This is a genomic window from Parafrankia elaeagni (assembly GCF_000374165.1).
Taxonomy (GTDB): Bacteria; Actinomycetota; Actinomycetes; order Frankiales; family Frankiaceae; genus Parafrankia; species Parafrankia elaeagni.
This window is the reverse complement of the sequence record NZ_KB893749.1, coordinates 19,681-42,539: the sequence shown is the minus strand read 5'-3', so window position 1 is coordinate 42,539 and position 22,859 is coordinate 19,681. Positions and strand designations below refer to the sequence as shown.

Annotated in this window: 19 protein-coding genes and 1 pseudogene; 9 read left to right on the top strand and 11 right to left on the bottom strand. The window is 70.6% G+C overall.

The window, feature by feature from the left end:
• The 3 genes from B207_RS35185 to hrpB form a co-directional block, all read left to right on the top strand.
• The coding region (locus B207_RS35185; protein WP_018639013.1) for a sensor histidine kinase at positions 1 to 1,214 on the top strand (1,214 nt) is incomplete at its 5' end.
• 239 nt (positions 1,215 to 1,453) lie between these two features.
• Positions 1,454 to 2,140, top strand: coding sequence for a phosphate signaling complex PhoU family protein (locus B207_RS0123290; RefSeq protein ID WP_018639012.1), 687 nt, complete (start codon positions 1,454 to 1,456; stop codon positions 2,138 to 2,140).
• 13 nt (positions 2,141 to 2,153) lie between these two features.
• A complete protein-coding gene (gene hrpB, locus B207_RS0123285; protein ID WP_018639011.1) occupies positions 2,154 to 4,811 on the top strand; it encodes an ATP-dependent helicase HrpB in 2,658 nt (885 codons plus the stop codon).
• A gap of 140 nt (positions 4,812 to 4,951) precedes the next feature.
• Here hrpB and nhaA read toward each other — a convergent pair whose 3' ends face one another.
• Positions 4,952 to 6,157: a Na+/H+ antiporter NhaA gene (gene nhaA, locus B207_RS0123280; protein ID WP_018639010.1), complete on the bottom strand. Its 1,206-nt coding sequence runs from the start codon at positions 6,155 to 6,157 to the stop codon at positions 4,952 to 4,954.
• Between the two features lie 349 nt (positions 6,158 to 6,506).
• Between nhaA and B207_RS42610 the strand changes: the two are divergent.
• From B207_RS42610 to B207_RS35175, 3 genes and pseudogenes are all read left to right on the top strand, one after another.
• A pseudogene (locus B207_RS42610) lies at positions 6,507 to 7,007 on the top strand (chloride channel protein); the annotation flags it as partial.
• Between the two features lie 208 nt (positions 7,008 to 7,215).
• Positions 7,216 to 7,647 (top strand): hypothetical protein, encoded by a 432-nt coding sequence (locus B207_RS42605; RefSeq protein WP_326828862.1) that lies wholly within the window; start codon positions 7,216 to 7,218, stop codon positions 7,645 to 7,647.
• Between the two features lie 185 nt (positions 7,648 to 7,832).
• On the top strand, positions 7,833 to 8,732 hold the full coding sequence (locus B207_RS35175) for a methyltransferase type 12 (RefSeq protein WP_084692282.1): 900 nt from the start codon (positions 7,833 to 7,835) through the stop codon (positions 8,730 to 8,732).
• A 297-nt stretch (positions 8,733 to 9,029) separates the two neighbouring features.
• On the opposite strand, the gene B207_RS0123265 is transcribed toward B207_RS35175, so the two are convergent.
• The 4 genes from B207_RS0123265 to B207_RS0123250 form a co-directional block, all read right to left on the bottom strand.
• Positions 9,030 to 9,899, bottom strand: a complete 870-nt coding sequence (locus B207_RS0123265; protein WP_018639008.1) for a S1C family serine protease — start codon at positions 9,897 to 9,899, stop codon at positions 9,030 to 9,032.
• A gap of 631 nt (positions 9,900 to 10,530) precedes the next feature.
• Positions 10,531 to 11,103, bottom strand: a complete 573-nt coding sequence (locus tag B207_RS37205) for a hypothetical protein (RefSeq protein ID WP_018639007.1) — start codon at positions 11,101 to 11,103, stop codon at positions 10,531 to 10,533.
• A gap of 37 nt (positions 11,104 to 11,140) precedes the next feature.
• Positions 11,141 to 12,421 carry a DUF2254 domain-containing protein gene (locus B207_RS35165; protein ID WP_084692280.1) on the bottom strand — a complete coding sequence of 427 codons (1,281 nt, stop codon included), beginning with the start codon at positions 12,419 to 12,421 and terminating at the stop codon, positions 11,141 to 11,143.
• 81 nt (positions 12,422 to 12,502) lie between these two features.
• Positions 12,503 to 13,255 carry a PI-PLC domain-containing protein gene (locus B207_RS0123250; RefSeq protein WP_018639005.1) on the bottom strand — a complete coding sequence of 251 codons (753 nt, stop codon included), beginning with the start codon at positions 13,253 to 13,255 and terminating at the stop codon, positions 12,503 to 12,505.
• On the opposite strand from B207_RS0123250, the gene B207_RS35160 reads away from it, so the two are divergent.
• Positions 13,192 to 13,629: an AMIN-like domain-containing (lipo)protein gene (locus tag B207_RS35160; RefSeq protein WP_456095352.1), complete on the top strand. Its 438-nt coding sequence runs from the start codon at positions 13,192 to 13,194 to the stop codon at positions 13,627 to 13,629. The genes B207_RS0123250 and B207_RS35160 overlap by 64 nt on opposite strands.
• A 54-nt stretch (positions 13,630 to 13,683) precedes the next feature.
• Here B207_RS35160 and B207_RS0123240 read toward each other — a convergent pair whose 3' ends face one another.
• A complete protein-coding gene (locus B207_RS0123240; protein WP_063820962.1) occupies positions 13,684 to 14,574 on the bottom strand; it encodes a L,D-transpeptidase family protein in 891 nt (296 codons plus the stop codon).
• Positions 14,575 to 15,326: 752 nt separating this feature from the next.
• On the opposite strand from B207_RS0123240, the gene B207_RS0123235 reads away from it, so the two are divergent.
• Positions 15,327 to 16,010 carry a response regulator transcription factor gene (locus B207_RS0123235; RefSeq protein ID WP_018639002.1) on the top strand — a complete coding sequence of 228 codons (684 nt, stop codon included), beginning with the start codon at positions 15,327 to 15,329 and terminating at the stop codon, positions 16,008 to 16,010.
• Positions 16,011 to 16,102: 92 nt separating this feature from the next.
• Entirely contained in the window at positions 16,103 to 17,428 is a 1,326-nt protein-coding gene (locus tag B207_RS0123230; RefSeq protein WP_154675571.1) for a sensor histidine kinase, read from the top strand.
• A gap of 47 nt (positions 17,429 to 17,475) precedes the next feature.
• Here B207_RS0123230 and B207_RS0123225 read toward each other — a convergent pair whose 3' ends face one another.
• From B207_RS0123225 to B207_RS35155, 5 genes are all read right to left on the bottom strand, one after another.
• The gene (locus B207_RS0123225) at positions 17,476 to 17,874 is read right to left on the bottom strand and encodes an STAS domain-containing protein (protein ID WP_018639000.1); all 399 of its coding nucleotides are present in this window, start codon (positions 17,872 to 17,874) and stop codon (positions 17,476 to 17,478) included.
• A 317-nt stretch (positions 17,875 to 18,191) separates the two neighbouring features.
• A complete protein-coding gene (locus B207_RS40060; protein WP_154675570.1) occupies positions 18,192 to 18,650 on the bottom strand; it encodes a response regulator in 459 nt (152 codons plus the stop codon).
• Positions 18,651 to 19,002: 352 nt separating this feature from the next.
• Entirely contained in the window at positions 19,003 to 20,487 is a 1,485-nt protein-coding gene (locus B207_RS0123215) for a SulP family inorganic anion transporter (protein ID WP_018638998.1), read from the bottom strand.
• 211 nt (positions 20,488 to 20,698) lie between these two features.
• Positions 20,699 to 20,935: a hypothetical protein gene (locus B207_RS0123210; RefSeq protein ID WP_018638997.1), complete on the bottom strand. Its 237-nt coding sequence runs from the start codon at positions 20,933 to 20,935 to the stop codon at positions 20,699 to 20,701.
• A gap of 152 nt (positions 20,936 to 21,087) precedes the next feature.
• Positions 21,088 to 22,611 carry a WS/DGAT domain-containing protein gene (locus tag B207_RS35155; protein ID WP_084692279.1) on the bottom strand — a complete coding sequence of 508 codons (1,524 nt, stop codon included), beginning with the start codon at positions 22,609 to 22,611 and terminating at the stop codon, positions 21,088 to 21,090.
• Between the last annotated feature and the right edge of the window lie 248 nt (positions 22,612 to 22,859).

Here is a 22,859-nt window from a genome sequence, read left to right as displayed (position 1 = left end):
TCCACACCTGGACCGTCGCGGACGGCGACAACGCGCTGGCGCTGCTCGGCTTCGTCCTGGTCGCCGGCCTGGTCAGCCGGGTCGTGTCCACCTCCGCCCGGCGTTACGGACAGGCCGTGCGCGCCTCCGCCGAGGCCGCCACCCTCTCCATGCTCGCCGGCAGCGTGCTGCGCGGCGAGGACGCCCTGCCCGCCCTTCTCGGCCGTGCCCAGGAGACCTTCGGGATGACCTCGGTGACGCTGCTCGAACGTGTCGGCGACGAGCAGCCCACGGCCGGCTGGCGTCCGGTGATGACCGTCGGCACCGACCCGTCAGCCACGGGGAGCTCCCCCACCGGCGACCGGGTCACCGACCGGATCGCCGACCGGATCGCCGACCGGGTCGACATTCCCGTGCGCGACAACCTGTGCCTCTCGCTCACCGGGCGGTCGCTGCCCGCCGCGGACCGGCGGATCCTCACCGCGTTCGCCGCCCAGGCCGCCGTCGCCCTCGACCAGCACCGGCTGCGCGAGGCAGCCGCCGAAGCCGCCCCGATCGCCGAGGCCGACAAGGTCCGCACCGCGCTGCTCACCGCCGTCAGCCACGACCTGCGCACCCCGCTCGCCGCGGCCAGGGTCGCCGTCAGCGGGCTCCGTGAACCGGGTATCACCCTCACCGGGGAGGAACAGGCCGAACTCCTCGCCACCGCCGACGAGTCCCTCGACAGACTGACCCGCCTCGTCGAGAACCTGCTCGACATGTCCCGCCTGCAGGCAGGTGCCCTCAGCGTCTTCCCCCGCCCTGTCGGGCTGGACGACATCGTCCAGCCCGCCCTCGACGAGATCGGCCCGCCGGCCAGCCGGATCGACGTGCGGGTACCCGAGGACCTGCCCACCGTCACGGCCGACCCGGCGCTGCTCCAACGGGTCATCGTCAACCTCGTCAGCAACGCCCTGCGGCACGCGCCCGCCGAAACCCCGCCGACCATCACCGCCAGCGCCCTGGGAGGGCGCGTCGAACTGCGGGTGGTCGACCGTGGCCCCGGTATCCCCGCCGCCCGGCACGAGGACGTCTTCCAGCCGTTCCAGCGTCTCGGCGACCGCGACAACACCACCGGGGTCGGGCTGGGCCTGGCCCTGTCCCGGGGTCTCGCCGAGGCCATGGGCGGCACCCTCACCCCCGATGAGACACCCGGCGGCGGCCTGACCATGGTGCTGTCCCTGCCCGCGGCGTGACGGGCGCGCCATCGCCACCGCTTCCAGGTTCGGCCCGGTCAACCATTCGTGGGTCCTGGATGATGTGTGGATGCGCAGGGCAGTGGTCTGGGCGCAGCCCTGTTGCGGACCGCCGCTGCGTGGCTGCTGGCCGGACGTGCGGCCGATCCTCGACAAAGATCACCTGTGCGAACTCTGACCCGGGTGTCATCCACAGCCGAACGAGGCATGGGAGGGCATGTTCGGGGAAACTGACCGGCATGGATGTCCCCAGCCCGCACCGGTTCGCCTACACCGAGGCCTTGGATCGGATCCGCGTCGTGCTCAGCGAGCTGGCCAGCGAGACCCGTCAGATGGTGACCGACGCGACCACCGCCGTGGCCGGTCCCGGCGCCGGCAACACCGACACCGCTCCCCTCCACGCCACGGGGAAGCGGATCCGTGACCGATCCGACGCCCTTGACGACGACCTGGTCATGTTGCTGGCCCTGGAAGCCCCGGTGGCCGGAGATCTCCGCCTGATTCTGGGTGCCCTGCGGATCGCCGCGGCGATCGAACGGATGGCGGGGCTGGCCAGTCACATCGCCGCCGTCGCCGACCGGCGCGCCCCGGCCCCCGCCCTGCCCGCGCCGCTGCATCCCACCATCACCCGTCTCGGCGAGCTGTGCGCCCACCTCGTCGCGCAGCTCGTCACCGCCATCAACAGTCAGGACCCGGCCGCCCCCCAGCGCGTCGAGGACGCCGACGACCCGATCGACGAGACGCACCGGTCGCTCCTCGCCGCCGTGACCAGCCCCGACTGGCCCCACGGCATCGAAGCCGCCATCGACCTGGCCCTGCTCTCCCGCTTCTACGAACGGTTCGGCGACCAGGCCGTCACCGCGGCCCGCCAACTCGCCCGCATCGACAACCCCACCCCGGACGGCGCCTCCGCCACACCCGTGTGAGGACACTGGGCGCATGTTGCCCGACCTCACGGTCGCCGGGGCGGACCTGCCCGTCCGGGCCGCCCTGCCAGCCCTCGTCGCCGCGCTGACTGCCCGCGGCCCGCGCGTGCCGGGCGGGGCGACCAGCACCGCGGTGCTGGTCGCCCCGCCCGGCACAGGCAAGACGACGCTCGTCCCACTCGCGCTCGCCGACCATGTCCCCGGCCGGGTGCTGGTCGTCGAGCCGCGGCGGATCGCCGTCCGCGCCGCGGCCCGGCGGATGGCCAGCCTCGCCGGCGGTGGTGGGGGTGGCGGGAGTGGCGGGAGTGGCGGGAGTGGCGGCGAGGTCGGTGGAGCGGTCGGCTACACGATCCGCGGCGAGCGCAGGGCCGGGCCGTCCACCAGGGTTGAGGTGGTCACGACGGGAGTGCTCGTCCGACGGCTGCAACGCGACCCCGAGCTGCCCGGTGTCGACGCGGTCATCCTCGACGAGTGCCACGAGCGTCACCTCGACGCCGACCTGGCACTCGCGTTCCTGCTCGACGTCCGTGCCGCGCTGCGCCCCGACCTGCTCCTGCTCGCCGCCTCCGCGACAGCCGACACCCGGCGGCTGGCCGCGATGCTCGGCGCGCCCGGCCAGCCCGCGCCGGTCATCGGGACGGACGCCCCGATGTACGACGTCGAGATGGTCTGGGCGCCCCCACCAGGGGTGATCACCCCGGCGCACGGCCTGCGGGTCGACCCGAAGCTGCTCGACCACGTCGCCGCGACCGTCGGACGCGCGCTGCGGGAGACGTCCGGGGATGTGCTCGTCTTCCTGCCCGGGGCCGGTGAGATCGCCGCCGTCGCCGGCCGGCTCGCCGGGCACCGGGACGCGGTCGACGTGCTCACCCTGCACGGCCGCCAGACCGGCGGCGCGCAGGACGCGGTGCTGCGCGCCGGCCCGCGCCGCCGGGTCGTGCTGGCCACCGCGGTCGCGGAGAGCAGCCTCACGGTGCCCGGCGTGCGGGTCGTCGTCGACGCCGGTCTGGCCCGCTCCCCGCGGATGGACCACGCCCGCGGGCTGGGCTCGCTGGTCACCGTGCGGGTGTCGCAGTCGTCCGCCGGGCAGCGCGCGGGCCGGGCCGGCCGGGAGGCGCCGGGCCGGGTGTACCGCTGCTGGTCCGCCGCCGAGCACGACCGGCTTCCCGCCCAGCCGGAACCGGAGATCGCCGTCGCCGACCTCACCGCCTTCGCTCTCGAGCTGGCGGTCTGGGGCCATCCCGGCGGCGTGGGCCTGCCGCTGCCCAGCGAACCTCCTGTCGGTGCGATGGAGGCCGCCGGGGTCTCGCTGCGGGCCCTCGGCGCCGTCGACGAGACCGGCCGGGTCACCCCGCGAGGACGTTCGATCGCCCAGGTCGGAGCCCATCCGCGGCTCGCGCGGGCGCTGCTCGACGGCAGCCGGGCCGTCGGTGCCCGTCGCGCGGCGGAGGTCGTTGCGATGCTCTCCGGAGACGGCCCGGCAGGTGGCCCCGCAGGCGACCTCGTCGCCGCGTGGCGCCGCCTGCGCGACGGCACCGACCGGGCCGCGTCCGCCCGCTGGCGGGAGGAGGCCCGCCGGCTGCGCTCGGCCGCCGAAGCCACACCCGCTGGACCTGGTGAACCTGCTAGGCCTGCTGGGCCTGCTGGGCCTGCTGGGCGGGGAGCGGGTGGGATGACCGACGATCTCGCGGCGGGGCTGGTGGTCGGCCTCGCCTTCCCCGAGCGGCTCGCGCGGGCCCGCGACCCCGGCAGCTCGAACTACCTGATGGCCGGCGGGACCGGCGCCGAGCTCGCCGCGGGCTCGGCGCTGACCGGGGCGGAATGGCTCGCCATCGCGGTCGCCGACCGGGGGCCCGGCCGGACGTCCGCCCGGGTGCGCCTGGCCGTCACCCTCGACGCGGCCACCGCGCGGGAGGCCGGCGCGGCGCTGCTGCGCACCGAGGACGAGATCGCCTGGTCCGGCGGCGACATCGTCGCCCGCCGGCTCGAGCGCCTCGGCGCGATCATCCTCGCCGAACGCCCGGCGGCCAGGCCCGACCCGTCCCTGCTGCGGGCCGCGGTGCTCGACGGGCTGCGCGACGCGGGGCTCCCCGTGCTGCGCTGGAGCGCCGACGCGCTCGCCCTGCGCGACCGGCTCTCGTTCTGCCACCGGCTGCTCGGCGCCCCCTGGCCCGACGTCACCGACGCCGCCCTGCTGGACTCCGCCCCCGACTGGCTCGGGCCGGACCTCGACGGCGTGCGGCGCCGCGCCGACCTCGGGCGCATCGACGCCGGCCGCGCGTTGCGCCGGCTCCTGCCCTGGCCCCAGGCCACCCGGCTGGACGAGCTGGCGCCCGAGCGGGTGGCGGTGCCGAGCGGCTCCCGGGTACGCCTCGACTACAGCGGCACCAGCGGCGCGGCCGGCCCCGTCCTGGCTGTGAAGATCGCCGAGGTGTTCGGGTGGGAGCGGGTACCCGTCGTCGCCGACGGCCGTGCGCCCCTGGTGCTCCACCTGCTGTCGCCGGCGGGCCGCCCGGTGGCGGTGACGAGCGATCTGGCGTCGTTCTGGCGCACCGGCTACCCGCAGGTCCGCGCGGAGCTGCGGGGCCGCTACCCCCGCCACCCCTGGCCGGACGACCCCGCCACAGCCCCGCCGACCCGCCGCGTCGCCCCCCGCACCCGCGGCCGCTGACAGGTGTCGGCTGGCGCCGATGCCGGTCCGACCAGGCTCAGACGAAGCGCTCGACGTGTTCGGCCCGTGACCTCGTTGTAGTAGGTGTGGAGATGCCGAGGGTCGACCGAGATCCCCGACGGTCGGGCGCTGGTCATGGGCTACGTTCGGGGAGAACCCGAATCGGACGCCGCCTTGCGACCCTGCCGCCGCAGCACCGCCAGTGCGATGACGCTCGCCAGCGCAGACGCCACCAGAACCGCCGTCGCCGCGCTTTCCACTGACTCCTCGTCAGGCAGGGCCAACGACGCGATCAGCAGGCTGACGGTGTAGCCGATGCCGGCCAGCAGCCCGACGGGCATCACATCACGCCAGGCCAGACCAGTCGGCAGCCGTGCCAGGCCGACACGGACGGCCAGCCACGAGGCCCCGAGCACGCCAACGAACTTCCCGACGAGAAGACCCACGACGATCCCCTGGGTGATCGGTTCGGTCACCACGTCGCGCAACGCCGCCGGTGCCAACGACACCCCGGCCGCCGACACCGCGAAGATCGGCACCACGACGGCGACCGAGACCGGGTGGAGCCGGTGCTCGAGCCGGATGCCCGGTGCACACTCCTCCTCGGGGTCGGCCCGCACCCGGGTCGCCAGCGCCAGCGCGATCCCGGCGACGGTCGCGTGGACCCCGCTGGCGTGCACGGCGACCCACACCGCGACCGAGAGCGGCACGTAGAGCAGCGGCGACGTCCAGCGCCGCCGCTGCCCCCACGCGTACAGCCCGATCCCCACCGCCGCGACGAGCAGCCAGACGGCCTCGAGACTCGTCGTGAACAGAATCGCGATCAGCGCGATCGCGCCGAGGTCGTCGACGACGGCCAGCCCCAGCAGGAACGCCCGCACCGACGTCGGCACGTGCGCCCCGCCCAACGCCAGCACCCCGAGCGCGAAGGCGATGTCGGTCGCGACCGGAATCGCCCAGCCGTCCGAGGCCCCCGGGGCCCCCCGGGACACCGCCAGATAGATCACCGCCGGTGCCACCATGCCACCCAGCGCGGCCACCACCGGCAGCGTCGCCGAACGGCGGTCGCTGAGTTCACCGACCACCAGCTCGCGTTTGAGTTCGAGCCCCGCCACGAAGAAGAAGATCGCCAGCAGCCCGTCCGCCGCCCACTTGGCGGCAGTCAGCCCGTCCAGGTGCAACCACGACGGGCCGAACCCCAGGTCGGCGTGCCACACGTCGTCGTAGCTGCCACCCGCGACGTTCGCCCACACCAGCGCGAGAACGGTCGCGCCCAGCAGGAACACACCGCCGGTGGTCTCCTGTCGCAGGAACTCGGCGAACTCGTCACGACTGCGCAACGGCACGGGCGTGGTCCGACGCAACCGGGCAGGAACAAGGGCAGACAGTCGCGGCACTCGGGACCCCTTCTGGACATGCATCGACGGATGCCGACCAGACTTCCCGGCTCACCTGACCAGCATCGTCCCAGACATGCCGCACATCTGCAGGCCGCGGCGGCGGTGACCGCCGAGGGCTGCCTCACATCCTCACATCCGGACATCCGGACATCCGGTCACCGCCGGCGATGGCCCGGCGCCGTCAGGCCCAGCCGAGCGCGGAGGCGTCCCGGCTCGACACGGCCGCCGGTTGTCGCCGGCGTCCGCGAACGCCCGCAGAGCACCACCCAGGCTCGCTCGGACCGGCGGGCCGAGGATGGCGACGATCGCCGCGATCTCCGCCCGCCTGCGCGCCGAGACGTCCTCGACCAGACGCCGCCTGCGCCGTGAGCACGACGAGCAGGCGGGACGCGGTCAGCACGGCCTCGGTGACTTCGTCCGCATCCTCACCGGAGACCCGGTCGGCACCGGCGATCCGATCAACGCCGGGCGGGGCGGGCTGCTCCTCGGCCGCGTCCTGCTCGCCCTGCCCCAGATGTGCATCGGCATCGGCATCGGCGGCTCCGGCGGCGTGTTCGCGCCGTCGCTGTTCATCAGCGCCGCCACCGGTGCGTCCTTCGGTGCCCTCGCCCACGATCTCGCCCCGGGCCTCGTCGCCCCGGTCGGGGCCTACGCCCTGGTCGGGGCCTACGCCCTGGTCGGGGCCTACGCCCTGGTCGGCATGGGCGCCGTCTTCGCCGGCGCCGCCCGCGCCCCGATCACCGCCGTCCTCATCTTCTTCGAGCTCACCGGCGAGATCCTCTTCGAGCTCACCGGCGAGTACACGATCATCCTCCCGCTGATGTCCGCCGTGGTCGTGGCCACGCTGGTCAGCCGGGCCCTCAGCCCGGAGACCATCTACACGTTGAAACTGGCCCGCCGGGGCATCGACCTCGGCGCGTCCCACGAGAACCGCCGGCTGCGCGCGATTCCGGTCGCCCGGGCGATGCAACCCGCGCCACCAGCGATCCCGGCCGCCACCAGCGATCCCGGCCGCCACCAGCCTCGCCGAAGCCGCCCGCGCCTTCGCCCGATCCGCGAGTGCGGCCCTGCCTCTCGCCGAGGACCAGGACCGCTACCAGGGCATCGTCACGGCGCACGCCGTCGTCACCGCTCTCGACGGCAACGCGGGGAGCGACGGGATCCCGGCGACGAAGCCGCGTACGGTCGCCGATCTCGCCGTCGCCCCCCCGGCCTTCACCACCGGCACCTCCCTCGCGACCGCCTTGCACGCGCTCACCGGCTCCGGGGCCGACAGCATCCCGTCCTCACGGACGACGGCGAGAGGGCCATCGGCTGGATCACCCACCAGTCGATACACGCAACCACCTACCCGCACCCGGATCGCGTCGCGAGCCCGCCGGCGCGATCGGACTCGCCGCGACCCGAAATCGCGACAAAACCGGCAGTTTACCTGACGAAATCGTAAGGTTGGCGTTTCGCGAAATCCCTCAAGGTTCGCATATGAGGCCCTAAAGTTGCAGCAGATGCCGCGGACTCGCGACGAATGACAGCATGCTCATGCCGCGACGACAAGACGAGGAAGGCCTTCTACAGAACACAGACAACCGCTCGAACGGCTGCCACCAGAGGGGCATTTCACATGGACTTCGATACGACAGGAAAAGTCTGCCTCGACCACATCTACACCGCGCCCGACCCATGCGAATACTACTCGACGCTGGGCAGGCTCGACTACTGCATACCCCAGCTCGCGAAACCATACTTCGAGACTCTGCTCGATCGTTACCGACATTCCACCGGGACTCCGTCGCCGATGGTTCTCGACATTGGCTGCTCGTATGGAGTGAACGCCGCACTCCTCAAGCTCGATCTGTCGCTCGAAGAACTCTACGAACACTACTCCACGGTCACCGGCGCGGGCGGCCCGCGGCGGAACGAGCTGTTGGACCGGGACCGGGCACTGGCCCGTACTCGGCGTGTTCCCACCGGCCCCCGCGTCGTCGGGCTCGACAGTTCGGCGCCGGCCCTCTCCTACGCGGCCGCGGCCGGCTTCCTCGACGGCATCGTGCACGCCGACCTCGAGGCGCACGATCCCAGCCCCGCCCAGCGAACGGCTCTCTCCACCGCGGAAATAGTGATCTCCACCGGCTGCGTCGGCTACGTAACCGACCAGACGATCACCAGAATCATCGACGCGACCGACGGAAGAATGCCGTGGATGGCACATTTCGTGCTCCGGATGTTCCCGTTCGACGCGATCGGCGAGAGTCTGGCCGACCGCGGCTACGAGACGGTCCGGCTCGAGCGGCTGTTCCGTCAGCGCCGGTTCGCCTCGCCGGAGGAGCAGTCCCTCGTGCTCGACACACTGTCGGACATCGGCGTCGACCCGACCGGGACGGAGGACAGCGGCTGGCTCCACGCGGAGCTGTTCCTCTCCCGACCACCGGTCGGCGCGTCCCGCCACCTCGCCGACCTCGGCGCGACGGCCACGCCGTTTCGTGTCCGTTCCGGGTCCGGCGCCGGTTCTCCGCGAGGATGAACCGGCCGGTTCTCCCGGACCAACGTGCCACGCCTGCCTTACGAACGCCTGACGGCACTGGCCTGGCGCTCGCCGCCACCCCGTACGGCCGGTAGACATGTGCCAGCGGTCCGACCCGTGCGTCAGCCTCGCACCGTCCCGGAGGGGGGCGTTGAGGGCACCCCGCGTGCGGGCCGGATCGCTTCCCCAACCCGTCCGTCGTCAACCCCCGTGCGTCGTCAACCCGTGTGCCGTCTCGACGAGCCGAGCCCACTACTGACCGTACCGCCCCCGGGACGACACCTCCCCCAGGAAGACTCAGCTCGGACGGTCGGTTGCCTTCATCGTGATGACGATGTCCCGCGCGTCGCGCCGGACTTTCAGCGTCACCTCGTCGCCCGGCGCAATCTTCCGCAGCCGGCTCAGATACTCCTCGTTGGAGGCGATCGGTGTGCCGTCGAGGGCGCGGATGATGTCGCCGGGCAGGACACCCGCCTTGTCGGCGGGGCCGCTCGGCGCGGTCCGGAGAACAAGGACACCGCTGGTGACCTGGTCGCTGAGCTGCCGGGCGATCTCGGGGGTCATCGTGGTCACCTGGAGACCGAGATAGGCGTGACGCACCTTGCCGGTCCTCAGAAGCTGGTCAGCCGCATCGCTGGCGGTCGCCGAAGGGATCGCGAAGCCGAGGGAGACCGCCCCCTCCGCCGGCGGCACGTAGGCCTCGTTGATCCCGACCACACGTCCCTCGCCGTCCAGCAGCGCGCCGCCGGAATTGCCCGGGCTGATCGCGGCATCTGTCTGGATCACGTCGACTGCCGGGTACTTCTCCTCGCCCTGCTTCTGCTCGCCGGTCACCGGAAGCGTTCGGTTCAGGCCGGAGATGACCCCGACGGTGATGCTGTTCTCGAAGCCCAGCGGGCTGCCGATCGCGATGGCCAGGCTTCCCACCTCAGGAAGCTCCGTCTGGAAGTCGGCTGCCGGCAGGTCATCTCGGGCCACCTTGACGACCGCTATGTCGCTGACCGCATCCGAGGCCTTCACCTGCCCCTCCTCCTGCCGCCCGTCGGCGAAGACGACCTTCACCTTCCCGTCGGAGGCCGAGCGCACGACATGCTCGTTGGTGATGATGATTCCGTCCCGTTTGTAGATGACCCCACTGCCGAGTTGCTCACCGACCAGAATTGTCACGACAGAAGGTTCCACTCTGCGGACGATTCCGGGAACCGCGGGGAGTCCCGCGGGGCTGCTGGCCGCCGCCGCAGCCGCGTCGTGATGCCCACCCGGAAGGTCCGATCCTTTTCCTGGAATGAAGAAGAAAGCAGAGGCCACCATCGCTAGGATTGCTGCTAGGGTGACGACCAGCGCCCGTCCGCGTACCCGGGTGTTCGTGGGCCTCATGGGCTTCCTCCACGGTCACGGTGCTCCTCCGTCTGCCGCCCGGAGATACCCTGCCCGGTGTCCGTGAAAGCCTCGCGGAAACGAGAGGACGCTGCCAGCACGGCGATGACGACGGACATCTGCCGGAAAGCAGCGCTAATTCGGGTTCGCGAGTTCCCTGCCTCGAGGGAGGAAAGCAGCCGGATCGCACCGGCCGGGCCAGGTGCCGCAGGGGACGGCCCTGGGGTGGTCGTCCGGTCCGGCCGGCGACGCGGGCAGCGCCGGGGGCGCGCGGGCGGACCGGAGCCCGTGCTGTCACCCGCCGTAGCGCGGGTGGACGCCTGAACGGACGGGCCCGGCGGATGTCAGGGGGGACAAGGGTTCTGGCGGCGGTGGGCCGGCGCCGCGCTCAAGTTCCAGGCCCGCCGGCCCCAGCGGCCTCTCAGAAACGCCCAGCTCCTCCGACTCCGGCGGTGAGAGCTGGACTGATCAGGGTGACAGGGCGCGGGTCTCGTCCATCCACGTGCACGTCCTTCGCTACCCGCGCTGAACGCCGGCAGCCGAGTTCGGCATGCACCGCTCCCGCGGAAATCATGCACCGCTCCCGCGGATAATGACGTCGCCGTCCCGACACAGAGCCCTCCGATGGCATCCCGCCGATTCCTGTTTCCCTTGCTGTCGGTACGGTACGGTTCGGGGCACTGCCGCCAGCACCAGTTGAGCGGAGCGCGGAGGGCACGGCCGCCGCCAGCACAACGTGCTCGACGCCGTGCGCAAGGTACCAGTCGATGTCCTGGACGAGCTCGTCGTGGTAGGCGGCGACCAGGAGGTTGCCGACCAGGTGGCGCGGGTTGTTTCCGTTCCAGTCGAGCACGACCGTTTTCGGGTTTCCCGCGGCGTCGAGGTCCGCGGCCATGGACGCGTAGGTCGCGCCGCCGTACACCCGCGGCGTCCGGCCGGAGTACCCGACGAACCTGACGCCGCCGCCGTCGACTGGATCCCACAGGGCAGTCACAACGGCTGGCCACCGCCTCGGCCGGGGCGTCCTCTCATCAGCAGTCATCACTTTCGGGCAGACCCTCGAGGCGGACGAGAGCCAGGCGGCGGAGAAGAAGTCCACGGTGTTCCGGGCGGGCGGCCCCGTACAGGTCGAGAAGCATCGAACGCAGCCGACCGAGCACCCGGGGTGACGCAGTGGAATGTCGGTTGATTCCGTCGAAACCGATTCGCAGGAAATCGGCGAGTTCGCGTTCCGGTACGACCAGGCGGAGGCAGCCCGCCGAGTCGCGGTGGAGGCGCCGTTCCAGCGGCGCGGTCACGATCCGATGAAGTGTGTCGTGGATCTGGTCAATCGCCTGGACGGCCGTGGTCTCGTCGTTCATGGACGGTGAGAGGGCACGTTCGGCTATGTCGGCGAGCTGACGGAGACCGAACGCGACGTCCTGGTCCATCGTGCGTTCGACGGAAATACCCACGGCCCGCGTCAGCGCCTTGACGGGAAGATCATTGGCCGCTGGCGCTGTCCTGGATCCAGAACGCGCGGAAACGCCCGCCGGCTCGGCGGCCCCGCGTGCGGGCGGACAGACGTTGAGGAGCGGCGTCCCCTCGGCGACGAAGTCGCCCACCCTGGGCACGAGAACGAGGAGACAACCCGCCTCCCGGGCGGCACGGACTAGCGACTTCTCCCGCACCCAGACCACGTAGCCGCTGCGTGGCGCCCGGATGGTGTCGAGAACCGGCCCGGGAGCGAGAACACCGCGCTGCACCTCGACGGGGCCCGCCGAGCGTCGCTCTATCAGCGACCTTGTCTCGGCACCCACCGAGGCCAGAATGCACGCCACCCGAATCGAATTAGCAATATGATTTATATAGACGATGAAGACGGCGACGCTGAGCAGAACGAACAGAAAGGAGATGGTCACCGCCGTCTGCGGCACGAACTTCCCGCGCCCGGATTCGAGGCCCCGTACCGAGCGCAGAACCGTCAGCGCATAAACAAAGGTGGCGATGAAGACCCCGAGCGCGATCTGGGTCAACCGGTCACGCAGGAAGGTCCGCAGGACACGGGGGGAGAACTGGCTGCTGGTGAGCTGAAGCACGACGATGGTGATGGAGAAGACCAGGGCGGTAAATGTGATCATCGATGACGCTATCGTCGACAGCACCGCGCGTGCGCCGTCCGGCCCACCGCTGAACATCGATGGGAGGAGCCGCGTCAACGCCCACTCGTCCAGCCACGCGAGCAGGATGGCCAAGCCGATCGAACCGACGGCAAACAGTGTCGGTATTATCCAGAAGCTCGCCCATATCGCACCGATCCGTGACCGCCACATGTCTGCACCCGCGTGGAGGTCTGCCCCGCGGTACGCTCCTCAGGCCACACGCTATCCATTCAGGGTGCGTTGACGGGGCGTTCATCGCCGGCCGCCATTGAGTCGGGAAACGGTCTCGACGACATCTCCGATGGCGCTGAAGTTGACTGCCAGGAAGGTGGGACGGCGGTCACGGGCCTGCTCACGCGACCGCACGTGGGCTTCCAGTGACGCCCGCCGGTTGACGATGGTCGCGTCGTACCGGCTTGGCGCGGCGACGGTGACCCAGTGGTTGATGAGCGGCATCGGGGCGGTCGTGGAGCCCCGGTTGGGTTCACAGGCGAAACCGTCCGTGGTAGTCACGTCGTACGGGGTGTCCGAGGCGTAGCGGAACAGCCTTCGGTACCAGCTTCCTACTATGTCCGCCTGCTCGGCGAACACCACCAGCTTCCTGTCCTGCGCGACCATGTCGCCCAGCCGGGGCCAGCTACCGCTCGGGCTGTCGGGCGGGGTCAGGAGGTAACGCTCGAGCCCGGCCTGCCGGAAGGCGTCCATCACCTCACGAGCCGGGACTTCGTCCTGCACGACGAACGTGACGATCGCGGTGGGATTGGCCGCCAGCCAGCCCCGGACACGGGCCAGCTCGCCGGTCAGCTCCCGCCCACCGAGCTGGCAGAGATTGTGGCAGAGCCACAGTCCCGGCCGGGCCGACTGGGGACCCGCGGTGAAGGGCTCCACCGCGGCACGCTGGTCCGCCGGCAGAGAGTCGAGGAAGGCTCTCACCTCGGGCGGTGTCGTCCAGTGATGGACATCGATCAGTAGTGCGCGGATGCCGCTGTTCAGCTGGCCGATCATGTCAAGATCCTGGTCGGCACCCGGGGGACCCGGCATACGACCGGCTCGTGTTCGAGTTCGACGGTGGACTGCCTGGCTACGAACTCCGCTACGTTCCCGAGGTCCGCTCCCCAGGCCGCGGGGCGCCCATCGACCTGCGAGGCGCAGCGTTCGTCGAGGTCAGATTCCGCCCCGCCACGACCCACGACAGCAGCGGCGTCTCGACGCTGCGCACCGCCCGTGACGGCGGAGGCATGCCCGCTCTGTGCGACTACCAGTTCGCCGGCGGCTTCGAGGGCTACGTCCGCTACGGCCTGGGCCTCGAGGGCACCGTTCCCTACCGGGTGACCGAACTCGCGCACCCGTCGCGCATCGCCGTGGACATCGCGGCCTGACCCCGCCCGCCCTCCTGCCGGTGTCCAGCTGCCTGTGTCCAGGCCCGCGGAACGTCAGTAGACCAGGACTTCTGTGCCGATCGCGGCACTGTCGGACGACCAGAGCCAGTCCATCGCCGCGTTGGTCACCCGGACACAGCCGTGGGAGGCCGCACGGGCCGGCACCGACGCGTATCCGTGGATGGCGATGCCATCGGTATGGAAGTACTTCGGCCGGTAGAGATCGCCGAGACTGCCGTGGTCGACTCCGTTGACCTGCCGGAAGATGTGCCAGGCACCCGGCGGGGTGTCGGCCAGGTACTCGACACCGTCGTGCTGGTACACCTCCTCCGTGCCGCTCGAGGTGTTGAAGATGGTTTCGACCTGGCCGTCCCGCACCACCATCAGCAACTGCCGGCCCTTGTCGACCTCCAGGACCAGGCCCTGCGTACTACGTCCCTCCGGCCGTACGCCGCGGTCGATGACGGCGCGGGTCGCCGGCCCGACCAGTCCGTCCAGCCCGATACCGGCGGCTTTCTGCACCGCGAGCACCGCCTGCCGGGTGAGCTGCCCGTACGTCCCATCCGGGCTGCCCAGCCAGTAGCCGGCCGCAGCCAGCCGTCGCTGCAGCTCCTCCACCTGCGGCCCGGTCTCGCCCGGGCGCAGAACGGGCACGCCGCCTGGCGCCGGCCCGGACGGCTGGGACGGCCCGGACGGCCCGGACGGCTGGGAGGGCTGGGAGGGCTCGGACGACGGAACCGGTTCCTCGGTCGCTGAGGCGCTCGGCGTGTCCCGCGGGGAAGGCGGGCCGGCCGAGGTCGACGAGGACGGGAACACCGATGACGGCAGCGGCGGTGCTGCCCGGTCGTCCGCACCGCAGGCCACCAGCAGCACTCCGATCGACAGCGCCAGGAGAACCGGGAGAACCCTCCTCCACGCCGTCCGGGATCCACACGTGACGGACATGTCCACCACCTGCCCCGCGAGCGGCGCAGGCAACCAGATCCGAAACGGGCAGCCCGCGTTCCGGGCGACCCGGGGGATCCGCGGCTCGGCACAGGCCGGGCTGATGCCCGGGCCGAGGCGGCTGCCGCGACACGTGTCTTACGAACACCTGACGGCACGGGCCTGGCGCGTGCCCTCACGCCAGGGGGCCGGTAGACATGTCGAGAGCGATCTGGCCCGTGCGTCAGCCTCGCGATGCCTCGGAGGAGCGCTGAGGGCACCCCCGCGTGCGGGGCGGATCGCTCGCCAACACGTCGACACCAGGATGTGAGAAGAGCGGGAGCCGTAAGCGAAACAGCGGCCGGCGCCGAGATCCGGAAGACCGATACCGGGCAGCGGGCCCCCCGGCGAGGCCCGGGCCACGGTCACGGACCGCGGCGGGCCGCAGCCGCCCTCGGATGCGTCCTGCTCATGATGAGCACGGCGGGATGCGGTGTCCGGGTCAACGACGACGTGCGCCCCCTCCACGAGCCGAGCCCACTGCCGACCACGCCTCCCCCGGTGAGAACCAGTGGCACGATGACCGGGCCGGCCGCCTCCGCACCGGCCAGCCCCTCGTGCGCGCCGACGGAGCTGGCCCCGCCCCGCCTCGCCCCACCGGCATCACCATCCTGGAGCCCGTCAGGATCACCCCGCCCATGCTGACGGGTCGAGACGATCGCAGCCGGGCGGTAAAACCAGCGGCCGGGCTGAACTGAGGACAAGGTGATCTCATGACGGCGGAACTGCTCCTGGTCGAGGACGACAGTCGCATCCGCCAGGCGCTGCGCCTGGCACTGACCGACGAGGGCTACCGGGTTCGCGAGGCGACCGGCGGCGAACACGCCCTCCGGGAGATCACAGCCCGTCACGTCGACGTCGTCCTGCTCGACCTGATGCTGCCCGACCTCGACGGCCTGGAGGTCTGTCGGCGGCTGCGCGCCGGCGGCGATCTGCCGATCATCATCGTCAGTGCCCGGAGCGGCTCCGACGACATCATCGCCGGCCTCGAAGCCGGCGCCGACGACTATGTCACGAAGCCGCTGGTGGCCGCCGAGCTGTCGGCTCGCGTACGAGCCCTGCTGCGGCGTGCCCGCGCCCCTCATGGCGGCGCGTCACGGGTACTGGTCGTGGGTGACCTCGAGATCTTCCCCGAGGAGGGCCTGGTCAGACGCGGTGGAGCGGAGATCGGTCTGACCAGGACCGAGTTCCGTCTGTTCGCCGAGCTCGCGATGGCCGAGGGGCGGGTGGTCACCCGTGAGCAGCTCCTGGAACGGGTCTGGGGCTACGGCTACTTCGGCGACACCCGGCTCCTCGACGTCCACATCCGTCGGCTGCGACGGAAGATCGAACCCGATCCAGGGATGCCGTGCCGTGTCCTCACCGTGCGGGGAGTCGGCTACCGGGTCGGGGAGTGAGCCTCCGGCCGCGTGGCCGAACACGCCTGCGCACACGGATGGCCCGGTTCCCCGGATGGCGTCCCTCCCAGTACAGGCTCCAGACCAGGCTGATGGTGACCTTCAGCCTCATCTCGCTGGCGGTGACGGCGGCGGGCGCGGTCGCGACCTGGTACTTCGCCACCAACTACATGCTCGGCCAACGCGAACGCAGCGCGAACCGCCAGGCCACCGTCAACGCCCGTTTCGTCGAGGGTTCCCTGCGGACGGGGTCGGACGGCCTCGCCCAACTGGTGACCGGGCTGAGTGCCACCTCGGACTCCGCCGTCCTCGTGCTGCGTGACAACGCCTGGCTGACCAGCGGTACCGGCATCAGCCCCGGGCGGATCCCGGCGGAGATCCTCGGGCAGGTCGAGGCGGGGCGCGCCGCCACGCAGCACGTTCGCCTCAACGGGGGCCCCGTTCTGATCGCGGCGCGGCCGCTGCCGACGGTGCAGGCCAGCTACATCGAGGTGTTCCCGCTCCGTGAGCTCGACCGAGCCGTCCGCTTCCTGTCCCTCACCCTGCTGGCCACGACGATCATCAGCTGCCTGTGCGGCGCCGCGCTCGGTCTCCGCGCCAGCAGGCGCGCGCTGCGACCACTCGCCGAGCTGAACGCCGCGGTCCACCGGATCGCCCGCGGCACGCCCGACGTCCGGTTCCCGCCCACCCACGACCCCGATCTGGCAGCCCTGGCCGCGGCCTTCACCACCACAGCCGCGGACCTGCGACGCCGGGAGGAACGCGACGCGCGCTTCGCCGGCGACGTCAGCCACGAACTCCGTTCTCCCCTGACGACCATGGTCAACGCAATGGCCGTGCTGAGGCGCCGCAGGAGCGACATGCCGCCCAGCGCCGGTGAGGCCCTGGACCTTCTCTCCGGCGAGCTTCACCGCTTCGAGCGCCTCGTCGCCGACCTGCTCGAGATCTCCCGCAGCGATCACGGAGATGACACCTGGGAACCGGTTGACCTCGCCGAGCTGATCAGACACGCGGTTCCCAGCGCGAGGGAGGTGATGGAGCCCGCCGACCACACGCCGACGCCAGTGATCAACGGTGACCGGCGGCGACTCGAAAGAGTCATCGTCAACATCACCGACAACGCCCGAAGGCACGGCCAGGGCCTCGTCCGGCTCGCCATCACAGCGCCGGACGAGAAGGTGGTACGAGTCGAGGTCGACGACGCCGGTCCTGGAATTCCGGTGAACGACCGGACACGGGTGTTCGAAAGGTTCGCCCGAGGGTCGACGACTCCCCGGGACGCGGACGACAGCGGCGCGGGGCTCGGGCTCGCGCTCGCCGCGGAACACGTCCGCCGCCACCACGGGCAGATCTGGGTGGAGGAGCGGCCCGGTGGCGGGGCACGTTTCGTCATCGAGCTTCCCAGTGCCAGAGCCTGACCGCACGCCGCGACAGCCTGGTCGGCGGGAGCCGGGGCCGCCAAGCCTCAGCGAGCGAAGCCGGCGAGGACGCCCACGCCGGCTCGAGAACCGCCGGAGCTGGTGTGGCACGAAGCGCCTTCACCACGGCCGCATCCCCCGGCGGAGCCGAGCCCACGGAGCACGAGCGACCGTCCGTGGCACAACACGGCGCTGCACAGCTCCTCCAGCGCCGCGAGCCCGTGCGAATCGAAGAGCCGGGCCCGCTCGAGATCCACCTCCACCGACGGGACGTCGACCGCCAGCGCGGTCTCGAAAACGCTTCGGAGCAGTGGGCCGGTACCACCCACCACATCACCCGCGACTCGCACCACGACGATCGGATGCACCTGCACGATCGCCACCTCCAGATCGCCCCCGATCGGTTCGCCGGCATTCCTGGCCGTCACCAGCGTGCTCTCGGACACTGAACCTCCTCGCCGATAACGCCACACGTGCTCCGCTCGAGGATCCCCCTCCCCTCGGGCACCGACCAGAGAACTCTCTGACGATCTCCTTACCATCGCTTCCGATCATCACGCTGGGAACCTGGAGATTTCTCGGAACTATCTGAAATCGGGCGTCAGCGCCGCGGTGTCAACAAAACCGGGCAGGTCGACGCCAACCACTTTCATCGGGTTCCCGGTCTGACCTGGAATCCAGAGTTAACCGATATTGTCGCGCCCCCGTCGCGCCCCCGTCGCGCCCCCGTCGCCACCGCGGGGATTCCTCCGAAACGACTCGGTCACACATCAGGACCAGCCTCGCCCGCGCCCCCCGACGCTCCCCGGACAAGATCTTCGGCGTGCTGGGCCAGCTTGAGGAAACTCTCGTAGTCCACCGGTTTCGCGAAGTGCGTGACCCGTGGCTCCCCGGAACCAGGAAGATCGACCCCCGAGCGATGTGCGGTCAGGAGGACTATCGGGACCCACCGTAGATCGAGGTCCTTCCGCACGAGCTCCAGGAGTGAGCGGATATCTATGAGCGGGACATGGAGATCGACCACAAGGAGATCCGGGGTCGGGGCAGTGCCATCGCGCAGGTAACGAAATACCTGGTCGCCGTCAGAAATCCGGTGAAGATCAAAATTGTTGCCACGATCACGCAGAGCCTCGCCGAGAAGCGCGGCGTCCGTGACATCGTCGACGACAAGCAGCAGCCGGCGACTGGGAGTCGTTCCACGTCTCTGGGCGGCCGCGTGCACGACACTCCTGGATCCCGGCGCCCTCGCGCATCCCGGACGATGGTCTGAGCTGTGCGGAGACGACCCGAACCCGCCCCCCTGCTCCCCTCACGGCGCCCAGAGAGCTACCTCCGGAACGGAGGGGCCATACCGTGTCCTTTCGGGCGCTCCGAGCGGTGACCGAGCTGTCCGGGTCGGGCCGTCGGACTCAAGGTCTACCACCCTCCCGACGCATGTCGGCACCTCAGGCAGTTTCGTAAGAGGAACGCAAGGAACATCGATCGCACATCGCGCCGTACGCTGCGGCAGGGCACCGCGGCGGCGCCACACACTCCTGTGTCACATGCGCTCCTGTGTCACACGCGCGCCTGCGTCAGTGGCCGGCCGTGAGACTGCCGCTGAGCCTGCTGTGAAGTCGGGCGCTGGGATCGTTGAGGCCGGTGATCTCGACGGTCTTACCTCGTCTGGCGTACTTGTTCTCGATCGCGTCGAGCGCGGCGACGGAGGAGGCGTCCCAGATGTGCGCCGCGGAGAGATCGATGACGACCGTGTCGGGATCCCCCGCGTAGTCGAACTGGCCGACAAGGTCGTTGGACGAGGCGAAGAACAGCTCGCCGGTGACCCGGTAGATCACGGTCGTGCCGTCGGGGTCGTCGACGGGCGTGACCTCGGCGAGGTGAGCGACTCGTTTGGCGAAGATGACCATGGCGGTGATGGAACCGACGACGACGCCGATCGCGAGGTTGTCGGTGGCGACCACGACCACGACAGTGATCACCATGACGGTGATCTCGCCGGCGGGCATCCTCTTCAGGGTCCTCGGGGCGATGGAGTGCCAGTCGAAGGTCGCGAACGACACCATGATCATTACTGCGACGAGTGCGGCCATGGGGATGTCCGAGACGACGGGGCCGAAGGCGATGCACAACAGCATCAGGAAGACACCGGCGAGGAAAGTCGACAGGCGGGTACGGGCACCGGAGACCTTCACGTTGATCATTGTCTGCCCGATCATGGCGCAGCCGCCCATGCCGCCGAAGAAGCCGGTGACGATGTTGGCGATACCCTGCCCGACGGATTCGCGGGTCTTGTTGGACGGGGTGTCGGTGATGTCGTCGACGAGCCTGGCCGTCATCAGCGACTCCATCAGCCCGACCAGCGCCACCGCGAACGCGTAGGGGGCGAGGGTCGTCAGCGCGTCCAGGGTGAACGGAACGTCCGGCACTCCGGGCACGGGCAGCGAGGACGGCAGGGCCCCCTTGTCTCCGACAGTCGGAACGGCGATCCCGGCCGAGACGGTGATGACCGTGAGAATCACGATGGACACCAGTGGAGCGGGAACCACACTCGTGATCTTCGGAAAGAACACCATCAGGGCCAGCCCACCGATGATCATCGGATACACGCCCCAGGGAACGTCGCGCATCTCGGGGACCTGCGCCAGGAAGATCAGGATGGCCAGTGCGTTCACGAAACCGACCATGACCGAGCGGGGGATGAACCGCACGAGCTTCGCGACTCCCAGTGCGCCCAGGATGACCTGGAAAACGCCGGCGAGGACGACGGCGGCAGCGAGATAGCCGAGGCCGTGCTCACGGATGAGAGGCGCGATGACGAGGGCGACGGCACCGGTGGCGGCGGAGATCATCGCCGGGCGGCCGCCCGCGACCGAGATGACGACGGCCATGGTGAAGGAAGCGAACAGGCCGATCTCGGGGTCGACCCCGGCGATGATGGAGAAGGAGATCGCCTCGGGGATGAGTGCGAGCGCGACGACAAGGCCCGCGAGAACCTCGGTCCGCCAGACCTTCGGGTCAGTCAGCCATGCGGGCCTCAGGGGACGCAGGCGTGCGGCCATGGACGTGGTGGTAGCGACAGAAGACAAGAACCCAGCGACCCGTCCTACTCGGGCACGCCCGCCAGGCAGGGCCGGGCGTGCGGAGAGCGCAGAAACGACCGAGACGGCGCCCTGGCCGCGTCACGGGGTGGCTTGCGGCGCGCACCGGCACGGCGGCGGCACAGGGACCATCACACCCGAAACCTACCCTAACGTTAGGGTAGGTTTCGGGTCATCGTCCGATCGTCGGGGCGGGAAGGGCCGCGGATCCGCCGAACAGGTCGAGATAGCGCTGGGCGGCGTCGGGGTTGAGGTCGGGGGTGAGGGCCGACCGCACGTTCTCGACCTCCTGCGCCCCGGCGCTGTAGTACGCCTCGTAGGCGAGGATGTCCCGGTTGGCCACGAACAGTTCGTACATCTTCTCGATGTAGTAGGAGTTGTCTCCGCCGCCGCCTCTCCTGTGATCCATCCCCCATTCCGGCACCGCGAACTGCTTGCCGTGCTCCCGGGCGAACCTGGCGACGGTGCATGCGCCCGAGTCGCTTCTACCGTTACGTAAAGGTTGATCGAGATAGACGGTTGGCGGAACTGATGTGCTGCCCCGATCCACGAACCCGGTGTTCAAGGAACGGTCGATGAGCCGAGCCCAGTCAGCTCCGCCGCCGCAGGGGGCGTCGCGACAGCAGCGCCCGCGTCGTGATGGTCATGGTCGTGATGGTCATGGTCGTGATGGTCATGCCGGCCCGTTTCGTCCGTCCGGACGAGCGCGGCGGCAGACGGCGGAGCACCCGTCGCCTCGCCGCCGCGGAACGGGACATGGGTGCCCGACCGGGCGACTGGGATGGCCGTCCTCTCCGGCCCGGCGGCCAGTCCCAACGCGGCCTCGAGGACGGCCAGCTCCGCCAGCCATCGCGCAGCGAGATCAGTCGAGCCGCGCACGGAGTCGCTCGCCGCCGTGCCGACGCTGACGACGCTGTCGGTGCCGCCCAGGTGGAACGCGAGGCGCTGCCGGGCGAACAGCGACGGAATCGGCACGGCGCAGCGCAGCGAACGACCCGCCACGGTCAGCGGACCCGACGGAGCGAGCACGTTCGAGATCGACAGCGCGGCCGAGCGTGAGTCGAGCCCTCTGGTGAGCACCCGCTGACGCAGCCGAGCCGGCAGTGTGTCGAAAAGAAGCCGCTCCCCCGCTCCCAGCTGGCCGCCTCGCTTCAGGCGTGCCGTATGGGCCGGCATGACGGCCAGCCGCCGCGCGGGAGATTCGAGGGAGCAGGGAAGGACGACACGTGCCCCCGCCACGTAGTTGCCGAGCAGCCCCTGTTCGGCCGGCCGCCTGGTACTCACAGCCATCGTCGCGACGACATCGCCGCTCGGCACGCCGTCGTCCGAGGACCACGACCGCAGGACACCGGCGACAGCCGCCAGGAACACGTCGTTGACAGTCGCGCCGCTCGCGGCGGCCACCGCCTGGAGGCGCAACGGCGAGGTCGACGCCCAGGAGTGAACTACTCCACCGGCGGGCCCGGAGAGGGCTGCGGTGGTCGGCGCCGGCGCCAACCACCGCCCGCCTCGCAGGACCGCGGCGCCCAGCGCTCGCGGTGCGGGCCGCCGCGCCGGACGCCATCGCCGCGGGCCTGTTAGGTGGAACGGCGCCGCGTCGGCGCCGAACAACGCCGAGATCATCAGATTCTTCGCCGCGCCGTCCTGATGCACATGAGTGGCGCGGTACAACACGGCGAAGCCTTGGGTGTCCGGCTCGTGCAGCAACCACAGCCGCCAGGGCAGCGCGGACACAGGAACCGGAGTTCCGACGAGCTCCCGCAGGACTGGACGAAGACCGGTTCCCGCGCCGCCGCCGGCCGGCAGTCCGCGCTCACGAACAAGATCGTCTGCCGTGATGGCGTGATCGACGACCCAGCCCCACCTCGGGCGCCTGCCCGGCAGCCGGACGATGCGTCGTCGCAGAATTTCCGGAAAGACTTCAAGGCGTCGCGCCACGAAGTCCCTCAACTCCCGCAGCGTTGGCGGCGACTCCTCCGAGACAAGGAGCGTACACACGTTTACCGGCATTTTCGGATGTGCGGCCTGATAATCGAGGAGTGCGCGGTCCACCGCACTGAGCGGGAATGTCTGGGTCTTGTTCATATGAGCACGGTCCTCGCTGCCATCAGGAAAACGTGGAGCCGCCGGATGCGGACGGGGCGACGGATCAGAACCTGTCGGGCGATATCGGAGCCCGAGGATCGACCACGGGCGCGGATCGACCAGGCCGCGAACCTGGGCGAGCATCGGCGTTCGGGGCCACTCTTCCCTCGCGTAAGGGTCGAGGGCAGTATCAGGCACCCGGCGGAGCGACGGCAAATCCACGGCAGGCCGGGGGACGAAGTCCGGAC